18 protein-coding genes are annotated in these 15895 nt (G+C 28.4%); all 18 read left to right on the plus strand.

Annotated features, from left to right (window positions below):
- Nucleotides 1-175 precede the first annotated feature (175 nt).
- The 18 genes from KGF41_RS19535 (at nucleotide 176) to murI (ending at nucleotide 15895) form a co-directional block, all read left to right on the plus strand.
- On the plus strand, nucleotides 176-745 hold the full coding sequence (locus tag KGF41_RS19535; RefSeq protein WP_227828683.1) for a recombinase family protein: 570 nt from the start codon (nucleotides 176-178) through the stop codon (nucleotides 743-745).
- Between the two features lie 575 nt (nucleotides 746-1320).
- Nucleotides 1321-2475 carry a trans-sulfuration enzyme family protein gene (locus tag KGF41_RS19540; protein ID WP_227437567.1) on the plus strand — a complete coding sequence of 385 codons (1155 nt, stop codon included), beginning with the start codon at nucleotides 1321-1323 and terminating at the stop codon, nucleotides 2473-2475.
- A 48-nt stretch (nucleotides 2476-2523) separates the two neighbouring features.
- Nucleotides 2524-3777: an MFS transporter gene (locus KGF41_RS19545; protein WP_227842928.1), complete on the plus strand. Its 1254-nt coding sequence runs from the start codon at nucleotides 2524-2526 to the stop codon at nucleotides 3775-3777.
- Between the two features lie 213 nt (nucleotides 3778-3990).
- Nucleotides 3991-5385, plus strand: a complete 1395-nt coding sequence (locus KGF41_RS19550) for a sodium:solute symporter family protein (protein WP_227828658.1) — start codon at nucleotides 3991-3993, stop codon at nucleotides 5383-5385.
- Between the two features lie 15 nt (nucleotides 5386-5400).
- Nucleotides 5401-5643, plus strand: coding sequence for a hypothetical protein (locus KGF41_RS19555; protein WP_227828659.1), 243 nt, complete (start codon nucleotides 5401-5403; stop codon nucleotides 5641-5643).
- Nucleotides 5644-5647: 4 nt separating this feature from the next.
- Nucleotides 5648-6178: a hypothetical protein gene (locus tag KGF41_RS19560; RefSeq protein WP_227828660.1), complete on the plus strand. Its 531-nt coding sequence runs from the start codon at nucleotides 5648-5650 to the stop codon at nucleotides 6176-6178.
- 158 nt (nucleotides 6179-6336) lie between these two features.
- Complete coding sequence (locus KGF41_RS19565; protein ID WP_227857086.1) at nucleotides 6337-7047, plus strand: UPF0489 family protein; 711 nt, start codon at nucleotides 6337-6339, stop codon at nucleotides 7045-7047.
- A 117-nt stretch (nucleotides 7048-7164) separates the two neighbouring features.
- Nucleotides 7165-7662, plus strand: a complete 498-nt coding sequence (locus KGF41_RS19570; protein WP_227828662.1) for an SEC-C metal-binding domain-containing protein — start codon at nucleotides 7165-7167, stop codon at nucleotides 7660-7662.
- A 9-nt stretch (nucleotides 7663-7671) separates the two neighbouring features.
- Nucleotides 7672-7833, plus strand: a complete 162-nt coding sequence (locus KGF41_RS19575; RefSeq protein WP_227437552.1) for a hypothetical protein — start codon at nucleotides 7672-7674, stop codon at nucleotides 7831-7833.
- 109 nt (nucleotides 7834-7942) lie between these two features.
- Nucleotides 7943-8881, plus strand: a complete 939-nt coding sequence (locus tag KGF41_RS19580; RefSeq protein ID WP_227857087.1) for a dipeptidase — start codon at nucleotides 7943-7945, stop codon at nucleotides 8879-8881.
- A gap of 83 nt (nucleotides 8882-8964) precedes the next feature.
- The gene (yabG, locus tag KGF41_RS19585) at nucleotides 8965-9825 is read left to right on the plus strand and encodes a sporulation peptidase YabG (RefSeq protein ID WP_227828664.1); all 861 of its coding nucleotides are present in this window, start codon (nucleotides 8965-8967) and stop codon (nucleotides 9823-9825) included.
- Between the two features lie 147 nt (nucleotides 9826-9972).
- The gene (locus KGF41_RS19590; RefSeq protein ID WP_009892135.1) at nucleotides 9973-10239 is read left to right on the plus strand and encodes a Veg family protein; all 267 of its coding nucleotides are present in this window, start codon (nucleotides 9973-9975) and stop codon (nucleotides 10237-10239) included.
- A gap of 92 nt (nucleotides 10240-10331) precedes the next feature.
- The gene (locus tag KGF41_RS19595; RefSeq protein WP_227437546.1) at nucleotides 10332-11882 is read left to right on the plus strand and encodes a DUF3794 and LysM peptidoglycan-binding domain-containing protein; all 1551 of its coding nucleotides are present in this window, start codon (nucleotides 10332-10334) and stop codon (nucleotides 11880-11882) included.
- 117 nt (nucleotides 11883-11999) lie between these two features.
- Complete coding sequence (ispE, locus tag KGF41_RS19600; RefSeq protein ID WP_227828665.1) at nucleotides 12000-12890, plus strand: 4-(cytidine 5'-diphospho)-2-C-methyl-D-erythritol kinase; 891 nt, start codon at nucleotides 12000-12002, stop codon at nucleotides 12888-12890.
- Nucleotides 12874-13554, plus strand: coding sequence for a GntR family transcriptional regulator (locus KGF41_RS19605; RefSeq protein ID WP_227828666.1), 681 nt, complete (start codon nucleotides 12874-12876; stop codon nucleotides 13552-13554). The genes ispE and KGF41_RS19605 overlap by 17 nt, the downstream gene beginning before the upstream one ends.
- A 135-nt stretch (nucleotides 13555-13689) precedes the next feature.
- A complete protein-coding gene (spoIIR, locus tag KGF41_RS19610) occupies nucleotides 13690-14349 on the plus strand; it encodes a stage II sporulation protein R (protein ID WP_227828667.1) in 660 nt (219 codons plus the stop codon).
- A 31-nt stretch (nucleotides 14350-14380) separates the two neighbouring features.
- On the plus strand, nucleotides 14381-14887 hold the full coding sequence (locus KGF41_RS19615) for a cell wall hydrolase (protein ID WP_227828668.1): 507 nt from the start codon (nucleotides 14381-14383) through the stop codon (nucleotides 14885-14887).
- A gap of 201 nt (nucleotides 14888-15088) precedes the next feature.
- Nucleotides 15089-15895, plus strand: coding sequence for a glutamate racemase (gene murI, locus KGF41_RS19620; protein ID WP_227828669.1), 807 nt, complete (start codon nucleotides 15089-15091; stop codon nucleotides 15893-15895).

The raw sequence follows: 15895 nt of genomic DNA on the forward strand, positions 1-15895 counted from the left end.
CATTAACTTCATTATATTGTTAATTTTTGACATAGTCAAACAAATTATAAAGGAATTATAATGGTGTCAAAAGTTAACAGTATTGACACCAAAAAATCGTTTTAGTAAAATGTATAAAGACATGTAGATACAGATATCTACAAATTTCTGCATTAAATATTTACGTTAGGAAGTGATTATTATTATATATGGATATTGCCGTGTCAGTACAAAGAATCAGACAGATAACAACAGTTTGTATCAACAACAGCAAGAGATATTAAGCAAGTATAACAATGCCAAAATAATAAAAGAAACTTATACAGGTACTACTACAAATAGACCTAAATTTGAAAAAATTATATCTTCTTTAAAAAAGGGAGATTTACTTGTTGCAACTAAACTTGATAGACTGGCTAGAAGTACATCAGAAGGAATACAACTGATAGAGGGTTTGTTTGCTAAAGAAGTTAGTGTCCATATTTTAAATATAGGTCTCCTAGAAAATACTTCAATGGGGAAGTTCTTTTTAACTACATTACTTGCAGTTGCAGAACTTGAAAGAAATATGATAATAGAACGAACTCAGTTGGGAAAAGAATTTGCTAGAAGGAAAAAAGATTTTAAGGATGGTAGACCAAAGAAATATAGTAATCAGCAGATACAATACGCATTGGGATTATTAAATTCTAAACCTTATAGAGAGGTTGTGAAGATGACTGGTATCTCTAAAAGCACACTTATTCGTGCGAAGAAATCAATTTAATGAGATTTTACTTATGAAAAATTAGAGGTATAAATAAATTGGATGATTTGAATATATTTATGCCTCTAATTAATTTTATTTACAGATATATGGATATAATAAATAGTAAAACTTTTTTTGATTTTTATATAAAGTTTTATAGAGTATATAATTTTCTTGATGTAGTATATTTTATTACATATGTTAAATCATAGTAATGTGTATAATTACTATAGACTTTTGATGAGAAAATGACAATGAAAGAATTTACACAGAGAACAAAAAATTGATGTTTTATGTATTGAATCAAATTTAATATAAAAAGAGATATGCATTAAAATAAGCTTATTTTAATACATATCTCTTTTTATGTTAAATTTTTTAAACATTGTATAAAAAATATCAAAAATATATTGACTCTATAGTTACTATAGAGTTTATAATTAAAACTGTAAAAAAGCAAAATAAGTGTCAGATTTTTAGAAATTATAACAAATATAAAAGTATACTTAAAAAGTTTGTACTAATTAAAGCTGAATTGGTGAAATTTGGCAGGGAAAACGTTGTATAAATAGGTCAAAACAGGAGGAATTAAAATGAGTAATAATATTAATCAAGATTTGGAGACAAAAATAATACATTGGGGACATAGTGCAGATCCAACAACAGGTGCATTAGCTACTCCAATATGTCAAACAGCAACATTTGCTGCAAAGACAGTAGAGCATTTTGAAGAGTTATGTATGACATGGGGGTATGTATATACAAGAGAGTGTAATCCTACACTTACAGAGTTAGAAGCTAAATTAGCTATGCTTGAAAATGCAGAAAGTGCTATATCTAGTACATCAGGTATGGGAGCAATAACATCTACTATATTAGCATTAGTAAAAAGTGGAGACCATATAGTTAGTTCTGATGGAATATTCTCACATACTAAATTATTTATGTCTGAGTTGTTGGCTAAATTTGGCGTTGAAGTTACGTTTGTGGATGCAGTAAATCCACAAAATGTAAAAGATGCAATGAAATCAAATACTAAGATAGTTTATATAGAAAGTCCATTAAATCCATCATTAGATTTAGTAGATATAAAAACAATAGCAGAAATAGCTCATGAAAATAAGAGTTTAGCTATTGTTGACAGCACTTTTGGTACTCCAATTATACAAAGACCAATAGACTTAGGTGCAGACTTAGTAATACATAGTCTTACTAAATTTATAAATGGACATGGAGATACTTTAGGGGGAGCTGTAGCAGGTTCAAAGGAATTAATAGATTTAGTGAGATGGCCAAGTTTATGTTGTTTTACAGGAGCATCTTTACCACCAATGAGTGCGTGGATGATTTTAAGAGGTATGAAAACGTTAGATATGAGAATGAAAAAACACTGTGAAAATGGATTGGCAGTAGCAGAGTTTTTAGAGCAAGAAGAAAATGTAGAATTGGTAAAATATCCAGCACTAAAAACTCATCCTCAGTATGAACTTTGCAAAACTCAAATGAATGGTTTAGGTGGAGGAGTAGTTTCATTTAAACTTAAAGATGGAATAAATGGATTAACAAGAGACCAAGCTAGTAGAAAATTAATGAATTCTTTAGAACTTGCAACAATAGCAACAAGTTTAGGAGAAGAACATACATTAGTTCAAATGAATGGAGAAAATCTAATAAGAATAGCAGTAGGATTAGAGTCTGCAAATGATATAATAAATGACTTTAAACAAGCTATAGAAAAATTAAAATAAAGTTATAGAAATAAAACTAGAAAATTAAAATCTTAAGGAGAGAAAATCATGGAAAACAAAAATAATGTTAAGAGATTTTTGGTAATATTCATATTGGCATTTGGAACAACAGCCATGTATAGTTTACCATATATGAAGTCATCATTTTATGATCCAATGCAACAAGCATTAGCATTGAGTCATACGCAAATAGGGAACTTATTGAGTTTATATGGATTAGTAGGAATGGTATCTTATTTTATAGGTGGATGGTTTGCTGATAGGTTTTCAGTTAGAAAACTGATAACTTTTTCTTTAATTGCTTCAGGAGCATTAGGGTTTTACTTCTCAACATTTCCATCATACAACATGATTCTTTTAATATTTGTATTATGGGGATTTACAACAATATTAACATTCTTCTCAGCTTCTGTTAAGGTTGTTAGAATGCAGGGTAGTGAATCAGAACAAGGAAGAATATTTGGATTTTATGAAGGGTTATCAGGGGTATCAGGTACGTTAATTTCTTTTATAGGTCTTTACTTCTTTGGAAAATTTGCTGAAATAACTATTGGATTTAAATATGTAGTATGGTTATATTCTGCAGCATCTATAATATGTGGTATACTTTTATTCTTCTTAGTAGAAGAAAAGAAAGATACTGGAGCATCAGATGAAGGATTAAGTATTAAATCATTACTAAAAGTAGTTACAATGCCAAAAGCTTGGCTGATTGGTCTTATAATATTTTCAACTTATTTAGTATTTTCAAGTTTAACTTATTTAAGCCCATACTTATCAGAAGTTTATGTAATGCCAATGACTTTAGTTTCAGCTTTATCAATAATTAGAACTTATGTTATAAAAATGGGAGCATCCCCTATTGCAGGTGTTATAACAGATAAAGTTGGTTCATCTATAAGAGTAATGTTTGTAGGGTTTATATTAATGACAATAAGTACAGCAGCTTACTTAGTAATCCCTAAGAGTGCAGGACTTATATGGATAGCTGTAATAAATATGATAATACTAAGTGTAATCTTATTTGGATTTAGAGGTATATACTTTGCATCTGTTTCAGAGTCTAATATATCTTTAGAAACTACAGGAGCAGTAGTTGGATTCGCTTCATTTATAGGATTTTCTCCAGATGCATTTTACTATACAGTTGCAGGTAACTGGTTAGATAAATATGGACAAACAGGATATACGTATATATTTATTTTATCTGTAGTGTGTGCAGTTATAGGTATATTTGCCACTTATGCTTTAAATAAAATAAATAAAAAAGAAAATAAAAACTTGAATAATAAAATTGCTTAAATACTTATAATTATTTATATAACTCTACCTATTTTTAAAAATGGGTAGAGTTGTTCATGTTTAAAATAAGAAATAGTTTCAGTTTAGAGATTTCATAATTATAAAATAACTTTATAACATGTGGTATAAAGTAAGTTTAATTAAAAAATGACAGTAACCATTTAAATATTAAAATAGAAAATTAAGACAATAATAAGAATATGGAGAGTAGATATGTTAGCATTATGGGAAAATGGAATTATAATTATATTTGCATTTCTATTGTTAGGGATAGGCTATTATTTTTCTAGAAATGTAAAAGATATGGAAAGTTATTACCTAGGAAATCGAAGTTTACCATGGTCTTTGATAGTAGGTACTTTGGTTGCCTCTTGGTATGGTGGAGTTGGTACAGTTGGTAGTGTAGAGTATGCAGCTATATATGGGATATCTGCATGGGCAGTATGGTCAATAGCTGCACACATTGGAAGAATGCCTTTAGCATTGTGGGTTGGACCAAGAATTCATATAAGAACTAATATAACAGTTCCTGATTTATTAGAAAGTTTTTATGGAAAGCAAGTTGCTATAATTGGAGCAGTTTTAATGTTTATATATTGTGCACAACTTGGAGAAATAACAGCTATGGGAACTATAGGTAATGTAGCTTGGGGAATTGATAAACAACTAATAGGGTTTATAATGGTAGTGGTAGTAGTTATATTGACAGTTCTTGGTGGTCTTATGGGAGTTGCCATTACAGATATGGTATTGTTTTTCTGCATGGTATTTGGTCTAACTATGGTCATGCCAGGTCAATTTGACCAAATAGGTGGTTTTCAAGGTCTTACAGAAGCACTTAAAGATGCACCTCAGCTAATGCATCCTACAAAAGGTATGTCAGCAATGAAAGCATTGATGTTAATAGTATATTCATTTGGAGCTTATTCAGACCCAACTTTCTATCAAAGGTTTTCGGCAGCAGATTCTCCAAAAGTTGGTAGGAGAGCCTTGTTGACTTGTTTTTCTCTGTGGATATGTTTTGACATGGTGTTAACTATGACAGGTCTTATAGTTAGAGCCACTTATCCAGAAATGGCTCCAGCAGCTGGATATATAACTTTAGTTTTAAATACATTGCCAGAAGGTATAAGAGTAATATTTATAATAGGAATTTTAGGTTCAATAATATCAACACTAGATAGTTATTATCTAGCAGCAGGAGCCACTTTAGCAAATGATATATATGGAAGAATTACTAAAAAAGAATTATCTCAAAAGCAATTAGTTAAACTTACTAGAGTAGGTGTATGTTTAGCGGCAGTTATGGGACTTAGTGTGGCGTTTAGATTTGAAAATGTATATGATGCATGTATATTTGTAGGAAGTATTTGGATGGGTTCAGCATTTGTACCTATAGTAGGAGGACTTCTTGGTAATGGAAGAAGAACATCTATGGGCGGTATTTTGGGAATGATTGTAGGTGGAGTAACTTTTGGTTATTTTAAAATGTTTCCAGTTCAAAGTTTTGAATTAGAGCCTCTTGTTATAGCCATCCCTCTTTCATTTATTGCATGGACAATAGGAAATAGAATAGGCGAAAATTTAAATACACAAAATAATCTATAAAAAGGAGTAGTTATTATGTCTAAATTGGTCTCTAAAGTAAAAAAAGATTTGGAAATAAAATGGATTGGTATAGATGGTTTTTTAGTACTATTATACTTCTTAATAACAGGATTTATATTTTATGGTATAGTAACTAAAAATGATATTATAGTTGGAAAGATAATCCCATATGGAGTTATGATAGCAGTAGTTATAATATTTTTTGATTATCTATATAGAGTATTCAAAATGACAAGAAAAAAAGAGGAAAGGGAATGATTTTATGGATATAAGAGCATTGCCTATAAAAATTACAAAAGATGAAGCTATAGATATAGCAAAAAGTGGAAAGAATTCCTTATTAAGTATGTTGATATTAAAAAATAAAGAAGTTCATGAAGTTAGACTTCATTATATAGAGTTTAAAGTCGTTACACTTAAAATTTATCAAAATAAATCTCCTTTCATGAAAAAAAAACAAGCTAGCAATATAAATGAATTAAATATTTTAGTAAATGGCTCTACAGGTGCTGGTAGTATAGTACAAGAATTACCAGTATCTGAAATTGTAAAAAATGTAGATAATGACATCATACAATATAGTGATAAGGATGAGAGAAGGGTAAAAGCAAAGGCAAATAAAATGGCTATAAGATTAAGTCACAGGTTTATGGGGGGAATACCAGAGATTGAGATAGTTAAAATTGAAAGTATCTTTAGACCATACTGGGTAGTATTCTTTGGAAAAGTGGAATTAAATACAAGAGTAAGTTACTTGCCAATTGAAGCAGATGGCTTTGTTATAGGAATGTAAGATATTTTATATAAATATATTTTACACTTATTGTATAATACATATTGAGAGAAGAGATAATATTTAGTTATATACAAAGTAGCTTCTATATTAGATAACCTAATTTATAATAAGTGATTTTAATGTATATAGATTATAATAATGGAGGAAATTTTCTTATGACAAACTATAAATATACAGGATTTTATATAGAAAAACCAGTAGGAAATAATGTATTTTCGTATGAAGAAAGAGAAAATAAGAGTATATATGTTCCAAAACTAATAAGTGGAACACTGGATGATGTGAAATTGGGAAATAAAGTAGTATTTAATGAAATTGATGAAAATAAAGAGATAAAAGCAAAAGGATTGGAAAATATGGTCGAATATGTCCTGGGAAATAAAAGAATATATGTTTTTGATAATCATAACCATGCATTTTATTTTTGGATAAAATCTATGATGGCAAATGAATTCACAAGAGGATGTAGACTAGTTCATGTAGACCAGCATAAGGATACTAGAGAGCCTAAAAACTACAATGTAGATATAAATAATCTGGAGGATGTATTTAGGTATACAAATGAGGTTTTAAATGTAGGAAGTTTTATAAAACCAGCATTAAAACATAGTATATTTTCAGAATTAATAATAATAGATAGCTCATATGGCTTTGATTTAGATATAGAGCCAGAGTTTGTTCTTGATATAGATTTAGATATATTTTCAGAGGATATGGACTATATACCATTTGATTTTAAACTAGAAAAGATAAAAAATCTAATTAAAAAGGCTAAAGTTGTAACAATTGCTACTAGTCCTTACTTTATAAACCAAGAGTATGCTATAAAAGTATTAAAAGAATTGTTTAATTATGATATAATGTAAGAGTTAACTTTAAATAGAATATGGTATAATCAAAAAGAAGAAACTTCCAATCTAACTAAAAGATTTTATACTATAAAAAAACTAAAAAAATATAGATATACTTAGGAGGAAAAAAGTATGAGTTTATATACTGAATGGAGAAATTTAAGTGATAACCACGAGAATCAAGAAACAGAGGTAAAATTCTGGGAAGAATATTTAAAAGTTGAAGCTGGAATATACAATGAAATATTAAATAATAAAATGGATGTTGTTGAAGGTAAAGTAAGTGAATTAGCTGAGAAATTTGGAACTACTAATGAATTTTTCATGGGATTCATAGATGGAATAAGTGAGAGTTTAAAAGAAGATATAGTTTTAGAAGATGTAGAAGCTGATAAAGAAGTTTCTATAAAAATAGATTGGGAAAAATTATATAACAATATGGTAACTGTTGAGGCTCATTGGCTATATAATTTACAAGGTTGGGAAGAAATATTACCAGCAGACCAAAGAAAAGAAATAATAAAAGCATACAAAAAATCTAAAACAGTAGTTAAAGAAGCAAAAATAGGAAGAAATGATTCATGCCCATGTGGAAGTGGTAAAAAATATAAGAAATGTTGTGGAAAGTAAGGTAATCTTATGTTTATTTTAAGATTTGCAGATGATGATGACAATTTATCAGTTAAAGATTTTACATCTTTAACTGATTTAAAAAAATATATTAGTGAAAATAGTATAGATAAAACATGGCATCAAATTGAAGAAGTTAAAAAAGTAATACCTAACCTAAAAGAGGAATAAAATTAAGTAACACTAAAAAGAATATTAAAAAATAGTTGTCAATAGTTGTCTATAAGGACAACTATTTCTATTTTTAGATATAAATATAAAATATACAGGGGGTATAAATATGAAATTTATTGATTTACATTGTGATACTATAGCAAAATTAATGGAAAATGTGGAAACAAGTGAACTTAAAACTAACAAATATTCTGTTGATATAGACAGGTTGAAAAAAGGGGATTCATTGGCTCAAACATTTGCTCTTTTTGTTGATACTGAAGAAGTAAAACATCCTTTTGATTACTGTATGAGTATGGCAGATAAATTTCATAAAGAAATGAAAAAAAATAGTGATGTAATAGCTCTAGCTACTAACTATGAAGAAATTATGAAAAATCAATCAGAGAATAAACTTACAGCACTTTTATCTATAGAGGAAGGGGCAGTACTTGAAGGTAGAATAGAAAACTTAAAGAAGTTTTATGATTTAGGTGTTAGAATGATGACAATAAGTTGGAATCATGTGAATGAGTTAAGTTTTCCTCATAATAAGATAGAGTATAGAGAAAAAGGTCTTACAGATTTTGGTAGAGAAGTTGTACATAAGATGAATGAACTAGGTATGCTAGTTGATATTTCTCATATTTCAGATGGTGGATTTTATGAAATTGCAAAAATATCTTCTAAACCAATAATAGCTACACATTCAAATTCAAGAGCAATGATGAATCATACTAGAAACCTAACTGATGATATGATTAAAGTGTTGGCTAATAAGGGTGGGGTTACAGGAATAAACTTCTTCCACTTGTTTTTAAGTGATAAAGGTGAAAGTAAGCTTGAAGATATGGTTAGACATATAAAACATATTGTAAATGTTGGAGGAATTGATGTTGTAGCTTTAGGCTCAGATTTTGATGGAATACATTCAAAGGTTGAGATTGAAGATATATCTCAAATGGGTAAATTATATGAACCTCTAAAAAAAGAAGGATTTAGTGAAGATGAAATAGAAAAAATATACTATAAAAACGCTTTAAGGGTAATAAAAGAAGTGTTATAAGAAATGTTTTTTTGACATTAGGAAACAAAGTTTTATATCGAACATAGTATAAACTAAGATAAAAATTTATTGGAGGTTTAACTATGAAGGTAGGAGACATTGTAGCTAGAAAGTCACATAACAAAGATATTGTATTTAAAATAGTCTCTTTTGGTGTAGATGAAAATAATGAAAAAATAGCTATACTAAAAGGAATTGCATTTAGAGTAATAGCAGATGCTTATATTGATGACCTTGAATTAGTAAAAGCACCTGATATAAAAGATATATTAATAGATAAAAATGTAGAAAATTTATTATATAAGTCAGTAAGAAAGGCTAAAGAGAGACAGAAAAAGATGACAAGGGCAGTTCCAAAACTTCAATTAAATTCTAACACATATGGGATGCCTGGAAAAGTACTACAAATAGATGGAGATAAAGAGTATTTAAAAATTTGTTTGGATGTATATGCTCAACTTGGAATACCTGCAGTAGGAGTAGCAGTTTCAGAGCAAAATCAGCATAAAGAAATAAGAGCATTACTAGAAAAATATAATCCGGATATACTAGTAATTACAGGACATGATGCAATGACAATAAAAAGAGGAGATATAGAAGATATGAATAACTATAGAAACTCTTTAAATTTTATGAAAACAGTTAAAGAAGCGCGTAAATGGCAACCAAATTTGGATAATCTTGTAATATTTGCAGGTGCATGTCAGTCAAATTATGAAAAAATAATAAATGCAGGAGCGAATTATGCAAGTTCCCCTGGTAGAATAATGATACATGCTTTAGACCCTGTTTTTGTAGTAGAAAAAATTGCATGTTCAAGAATTGATGTAGTAGTACCTATTGATGAGGTTATAGAGCAGACTATCACAGGTGTTAAGGGTATTGGTGGCTCTGAAACAAGAGGGAAATTTAGATGGGCAATGCCAAAAACAATATTGCATTAACAAAAATTAACATAATTATACTGTATATATTCAAAAATAGTATTGACATTTTTGCAAAAAATATATAAAATAATTAGTTTAAACGTTTGACAAAAATGTTTATATGTGATATTATGTAAACATATAAACGTTAAAGAAGGTGATATTGTGGCTACTGTTCAAACTCTAGATAAGATAAGAGTAAGCTTAGAAAGACATATAGGAAAGAAAATATTGTTGAAAGCTAATAAAGGAAGAAAGCAGATTATTACAAAAGAGGGTATACTAGAAAAAGTTTATCCAAGCGTGTTTGTTATAAAATTAGATGATGAAAGTAATGGATATCCTAGGGTATCTTATAGTTACTCAGATTTATTAACATCTAATGTAAAGTTGCAAGTTTTTAGAGATCAAGATAAATTACAAATAAGTTAAAATTATACCTATTAAAAATAGGTGTAATTTTTTTTTTGCTCCTTAAATATAAATATAGTGTGATACTTTTATAATACTTAAGGGGGTAAACTATGGAATTAATTAAAGATGTAATTAAAATTGACAATAGAATAGACTTTGGGAAATTTCAAACATTTATTGAGGCAGAAGCAGTAGTGCCAGACAAGAAACTAGATGTATATGAGATTGTAAAGACTGAGGGTTACATATCACTTAAAAAAATTGAGATAGCAGACGGAAAGATACTTTGTAGAGGAAGTTTTAATTACAACGTAATTTACATCGCAGACGATAAAAATACTGTTTCTAATGTAGATGGAAAAGTGGATATAAACGAAGTAATAGAAAAAGATAATGTTATGCAAGATATGGAATACATGTTATTTTCAGAGGTAGAGCATATGGACTGCACTATAATGAATGAGAGAAAGATTAAAGTAGGAGCTCTTATGAATATAAGAGGAAGTTTATTTGAAAAACAAAGATTAGATATTGTAAAGGATGTAGCACAGGTAGAAGGCATACAAAAACATAGAAAGGAAATTTGTTTTCAAGATATAGTGGGAATAGAAAAAGCAGAAAGTTCTATAAGAGACACTATAACTATAAATACAGAAGAAATTCAATCTATAATAAGCTTAAATCCTTGTGTTAAAGTAAAAGAAAGTAGAGTAACTGATAATAAGGTTATTATTGGTGGAGTGTTAGAAATAAATCCATTGGCTTGTACATATGAGGGTGAACTTGTAGAGTTAGATAGAGTGGGTATAGAGTTTACTCAGTTTGTAGAAGTTCCTGGAGTGAGTGATGGCATGACTGAGGAAGTATTATTGTCCATGTCAGACTTTAATCATATTTTTAAACAAAATAGTGAAAGTAATACAGGTCTATTAGAAATAGATTGTATGGCTTGTTGCAAGGTAAAAGTTACAGATGAAGTGACAAGAGAGGTATTACAAGATGCATACTCTCCTCAAAAGATAATAAAATTTGACCATAAACCTATTCAACTAAATAAGACTTTGAGAAATAGTGAAGAAACATTTATGGTTAGAGAAGGAATAAGAAATGATAATGATGATATACAAATAAAAGATATTGTAAGCGTTTGTCCAACTATGTCTATAGAAAATAGCTACATTGAAGGAAATAAAAGTATTATACAAGGGATTATAAAAGTTGAAATTTTATTTATTCCAGTTGAAGGGCTAAAGTTAGTTTATAAAATTAGTGAAGAAATTCCATTTGAGCATGATATAGAGATGGATAATTTAACTGATACAGCATCTGTTTTTAATACAGCATGTATTGATAAAATTGAAGTTGATTTAAATAGAGACCAAATAGATTTAGTTATAAAAATCAAAAGATTTACTGAAGCATTAGATAAAAAGGCAGAAAGCTTTATTGTTAAAGGTGAAGATCAAGGTGTGTATGATTTATCTAAAGCCCCAAGTATAATTGTATATATATGTAAAGAAGGAGATACTTTCTGGAATATTGCAAAAAAATACAATACAACAGAAAATGAAATTGCAGAACTTAATGATATAAAACTTGACGAAGCAATTAAGCCTGGTAAGTGTCTTATTTTAGAAAAAAAAGTCGTATTAGTAGATTAATATTAAAAAATTTAAAGTAATTAAGTATAATAGGGTATTATAATACCCTATTATTTTATTTTTTGTAGTATAATATTATTGTTAGTGATGCATTATTCTTTAAACAAGGAGGATAGAATGGATTTTATAAAACTAAAGAGCAGAGCAAAAATAAATTTATCCATTGATGTCTTAGGAAAAAGGCAAGACGGTTATCATTTTGTTGAAATGATAATGCAAACGATAGATTTATACGATATAGTAAAAATAAAAGGATTAGATAAAGATGAAATAAAGGTAAAAAGCACTAGTTTAGATATTCCTTTAGATGAAGATAATATTGTTTATAAAGCTGCCAAAATAATTAAGAATAAATTTAATATAAAAAAAGGTGTAGAAGTATTCATAGAAAAAAATATTCCTGTAGCAGCAGGGATGGCTGGAGGAAGTTCCAATGCCGCCGCAGTATTAGTAGGATTAAATGAATTATGGAAACTTGAGTTATCTGAAGATGAATTAAAAGAAATAGGATTTAATTTAGGAGCAGATGTTCCATTTTGTATATCAGGAAGGCCTGCTTTAGCTCAAGGTGTTGGAGAAAAACTAACAGATATTAAAGGTTTACCATGTGATATAAGTATTTTAATATGTAAACCAGAATTATTTGTTTCTACAAAAGAAGTTTATCAAGGATTAGACTTGAATAATATTAAAAAAAGACCCAATAATAAATATTTGATGGAGTGTTTAAATTCAGAAGATATAAGAGCTGTATCAGAAAATATGATAAATGTTCTTGAAAATGTTACTATAAGTAAATATGAAGAAATAAATAATATAAAGCAAGTTATGATGAAAAATAATGCTTTAGGTTCTATGATGAGTGGCAGTGGTCCTACAGTTTTTGGATTATTTGAAAGTAAAGAAGACGCTCTAATTGGAAAAAAAGAATTATTAAAAAAATATAAACAGGTATATGTTGTTAACAGCAGTCAAAAAGGGGTTGAAATTTGTGGAGAATTTAACTAAACTAAACTTGGATAATTACAAGCCATTAAGAGATGTAGTCTTCGAAAATTTAAGAGAGGCAATCTTAGAAGGGAAATTAAAGCCTGGTCAAAGGCTGATGGAAGTACAACTAGCAGAACAATTAGGCGTAAGTAGAACTCCAGTAAGAGAGGCAATAAGAAAGCTTGAATTAGAAGGTTTAGTTGTTATGTTACCTAGAAAAGGTGCATATGTAGCAAATATGTCTTTAAAGGATCTTCTAGATGTATTAGAAGTAAGAGCAAGCTTAGAAGGTTTAGCAGCGTCTCTTGCTGCTGAAAGAATTAGTGATGATGATATAAAAAAACTTAAAGATATATCAGAAGCGTTAAAAAAAAGCATTTTAGAATCAGATTTAGATGCACTATTGAAACAAGATGTAGAATTTCATGAATGTATATTTAAAGCAACAAACAATAAAAAATTAATCCAATTGATAAACTCCTTATGGGAACAAGTGTATAGGTTTAGAGTTACTTATATGTCTGATTACGACTCATCACTTAATATTGTTGAAGAACATAGATTTTTACTTGATGCCATAATCAAAGGTGATAGTGAATTGTCGAAGAAATATGCTACAGAGCATATAGAAAAAGCAGAGCAATTTATGATAGATAAGGCTATGATGAATAAAGACTTATAAAATTTAAAAACTACTTTGAAATGGTTATAATCATTTCAAAGTAGTTTTTTTATTGATATTGAAAAATATTATGAATAAATTAAATTTAATTGGACATAATTGATGATATAAATTTATCTTGAGGGGGACTTTTCAATGAGAAAAATTAAGGTTAGATTGGGAATATTAATATTAAGTCTTATATCAGTCATATCAATAATGACGATAGTAATAAATGGTGAAGTAAAAAAAGTTGATAATATATCAAAAGACTATAAAGATAAATTAATAAGATTTCATGTTATAGCAAATAGTAATACAGATGAAGATCAAGAACTTAAATTAAAAGTTAGGGATGAAGTAATAAAATATTTACAGCCAAAGCTACAAAACTCAAAAAGTATAGAGGAAAGTGAAGCTATTATAAAAAAAGAATATAGTAATTTGGAAGAAATAAGTAAAAATATTATTCTCGAAAATGGATATAATTACAGTGTAAAGGTAGGTATACAATATAGTAACTTTCCTACAAAGCAATATTCTAATATAGTTCTTCCAGCAGGTGAATATAAAGCACTAAAAATTATAATTGGAAAAGGTGAAGGAAAGAACTGGTGGTGTGTTATGTTTCCTCCATTATGCTTTGTTGATGAGTCTAATGGTGTTATAGATAAATCTACAGATGATAAGTTAAAAGAAGTTTTAACTGACAAGGAATATAAGCTAATAAAACAAGACACACCAAAGAAAACAAGTAAAGTAAAAATCAAGTTTAAAGTAATTGAAGTAGTAAAGGATTTAGAAGAAAAATTTTAAAAAAATAAAATTATAAGGAGTGGTTTTAATCATGGACAGGTGGAGTAAACTGATAGCTATATTACTAGCCTTAACCTATATATTTATGCCTATTAAAGAGGTATTTGCAGATGAGCCAACAGAGACAGTTAAGAAAGTAAATAAACAAGAACAAAATGTAGCAAAGAAGGAAGTAATAAATTTATCTAATAATGATTTAATGTTACTGTCTAAATTGGTTGCAGGTGAAGCTAGAGGAGAAAGCTATGAGGGACAGGTTGCTGTAGCAGCTGTAGTAATAAACAGAGTATTGGACCCTAGGTTTCCAGATTCAATAGAGGAAGTTATATATCAGAAAAATGCTTTCTCAGTTGTGCTTGATGGTTCAATAAACAAGACACCAACAGATTCAGCATGTAAAGCAGCTAAAGAAGCTCTTTATGGAACTGACCCAACAAATAAAGCAGTATATTTCTGGAATCCAGAAATAGCCACTTGCAAATGGATAAATAGACTAAATCCATATATGAGAATAGGGAATCATGTGTTTGCAAAATAAATTTAAATTTTTGAGTACTGAAAGGAGTTGTCTTTTTCTAGAAATTATTTTCTAATTTGAGATAGCTCCTTTATTTTTTGTTTAAAATAAACTATAATAATCATTTAGGTAATAATATATTAACTGTGAATATAAAAATAAATTTTAGCGATAAATAAGATGTTGTTAAACACAAAAATGTAAAGTAGGTGTTGTATAAAAATGAGCAATAAACCAATAGGAGTTTTTGATTCGGGATTAGGCGGATTGACGGTTTTGAAAGAAATAATGAAGATATTACCAAATGAGGATATAATATATTTTGGAGATACTGCTAGAATACCATATGGTTCGAGATCTAAGGAAACTATAATTAAATATACTTTTCAAGCTATAAATTTTTTAAAAACTAAAGATGTAAAAGCTATAGTTATAGCTTGTAATACTGCTACTGCGAGAAGTTTAAAAGAGGCTCAAGAAAAATATGATATACCAATAATAGGTGTTATAGAAGCAGGCGCTAGGACAGCTGTAAGCTCCACTAAAAACAAGATTGTAGGTATAATTGGAACAGAAGGAACTATAAGTTCAAAGGCATATAATTTAGAAATATCTAAAATAGATAAAAATATAGAAATTGTTAATAAAGCATGCCCTTTATTTGTACCAATTGTTGAAGAAGGATGGGCAAATACAGAAGTAGCTAAATTAACAGCAAAGATATATCTACAAGAATTAAAAGATAAGAATATAGACTCTTTAGTATTAGGATGTACTCATTATCCTATTTTAAAGAGAACAATAGGTGAAGAGGTTGGAGAACACATAAAATTGGTTAATCCAGCTAAAGAGACAGCTAAAGATTTAAAAAAGATTTTAGAAGAACGAAATATTATAAATAGCACAGAAGCTCATGGAATTTATCAATATTATGTATCAGATATACATGAAAAATTTTCAGATATAGCGAAAGAATTTTTAAAGAAAAAAATTGATAAAATTCAAAAAGTGGAGATACAAAAATATTAG

The organism is Clostridioides sp. ZZV14-6150 (assembly GCF_020657875.1).
GTDB lineage: Bacteria > Bacillota > Clostridia > Peptostreptococcales > Peptostreptococcaceae > Clostridioides.

Excerpts from the sequence above, each read along its gene's own strand:
- KGF41_RS19540 (WP_227437567.1), top strand. The coding sequence starts at position 1,321 with ATGAGTAATAATATTAATCAAGATTTGGAGACAAAAATAATACATTGG.
- KGF41_RS19545 (WP_227842928.1), top strand. The coding sequence starts at position 2,524 with ATGGAAAACAAAAATAATGTTAAGAGATTTTTGGTAATATTCATATTG.
- KGF41_RS19550 (WP_227828658.1), top strand. The coding sequence starts at position 3,991 with ATGTTAGCATTATGGGAAAATGGAATTATAATTATATTTGCATTTCTA.
- KGF41_RS19555 (WP_227828659.1), top strand. The coding sequence starts at position 5,401 with ATGTCTAAATTGGTCTCTAAAGTAAAAAAAGATTTGGAAATAAAATGG.
- KGF41_RS19560 (WP_227828660.1), top strand. The coding sequence starts at position 5,648 with ATGGATATAAGAGCATTGCCTATAAAAATTACAAAAGATGAAGCTATA.
- KGF41_RS19565 (WP_227857086.1), top strand. The coding sequence starts at position 6,337 with ATGACAAACTATAAATATACAGGATTTTATATAGAAAAACCAGTAGGA.
- KGF41_RS19570 (WP_227828662.1), top strand. The coding sequence starts at position 7,165 with ATGAGTTTATATACTGAATGGAGAAATTTAAGTGATAACCACGAGAAT.
- KGF41_RS19575 (WP_227437552.1), top strand. The coding sequence starts at position 7,672 with ATGTTTATTTTAAGATTTGCAGATGATGATGACAATTTATCAGTTAAA.
- KGF41_RS19580 (WP_227857087.1), top strand. The coding sequence starts at position 7,943 with ATGAAATTTATTGATTTACATTGTGATACTATAGCAAAATTAATGGAA.
- yabG (WP_227828664.1), top strand. The coding sequence starts at position 8,965 with ATGAAGGTAGGAGACATTGTAGCTAGAAAGTCACATAACAAAGATATT.
- KGF41_RS19595 (WP_227437546.1), top strand. The coding sequence starts at position 10,332 with ATGGAATTAATTAAAGATGTAATTAAAATTGACAATAGAATAGACTTT.
- ispE (WP_227828665.1), top strand. The coding sequence starts at position 12,000 with ATGGATTTTATAAAACTAAAGAGCAGAGCAAAAATAAATTTATCCATT.
- spoIIR (WP_227828667.1), top strand. The coding sequence starts at position 13,690 with ATGAGAAAAATTAAGGTTAGATTGGGAATATTAATATTAAGTCTTATA.
- KGF41_RS19615 (WP_227828668.1), top strand. The coding sequence starts at position 14,381 with ATGGACAGGTGGAGTAAACTGATAGCTATATTACTAGCCTTAACCTAT.
- murI (WP_227828669.1), top strand. The coding sequence starts at position 15,089 with ATGAGCAATAAACCAATAGGAGTTTTTGATTCGGGATTAGGCGGATTG.